Below are 642 nucleotides of genomic sequence, written 5' to 3' on the forward strand. Positions count from 1 at the left end.
TACAGCACGGCGGGGATGATCCCGGCGGCGCCATTGGTCGGGGCGGTGACCACCCGGCCACCGGAGGCGTTCTCCTCGTTCACCGCCAGGGCCACCAGGTTCACCCACTCCTGCCAGTACTTGGGGTCCCGGTCCTTGTCCTCCTTGAGCAGGCGGTCATGCCAGTCGGGGGCGCGACGACGGACCTTCAGGCCGCCGGGCAGCAGTCCTGTCCGTTTGAGGCTGGTCTGCACGCAGGCTTCCATGACGGACCAGATGTGGAGCAGGCCGGCACGGATCTCCGCCTCGTCCCGCGAGGATTTCTCGTTGAGGAGCATGATGTCGCTGATGCCCAGTCCGGTGTCCCCGCAGTGTTCCAGGAGTTCGGCGGCGGTCCGGAACGGCAGCGGCAGCTCCTTCTTCGACTCCTCGAGTTCCTGCTGCGCCGCGTCCTCCTCGCCCTCACGGACGATGAACCCGCCGCCCACCGAAAAGAACGTGGCCGTGTGCAACACGTTCCCGCCGCGATCGGACACCGTGAACGTCATCCCGTTGGTATGCCGGGGCAGCACCGTCAACGGCCGCAGCACCATGTCGCCCACCCCGTACGGCAGCGGCACGGCTCCGGCGAGGTTCAGGGTTCCGGTGTCCGCGATTGCGGCG

The 642-nt window shown here is 67.9% G+C and carries 1 protein-coding gene; it reads right to left on the bottom strand.

The genetic code is table 11. The annotated features are described in order from the left end of the window. On the bottom strand, nucleotides 1-642 hold a 642-nt coding region (locus AC3IMC_RS20420), incomplete at both ends, for an L-serine ammonia-lyase, iron-sulfur-dependent, subunit alpha (RefSeq protein ID WP_490920723.1).

The organism is Arthrobacter sp. E70 (assembly GCF_058266945.1).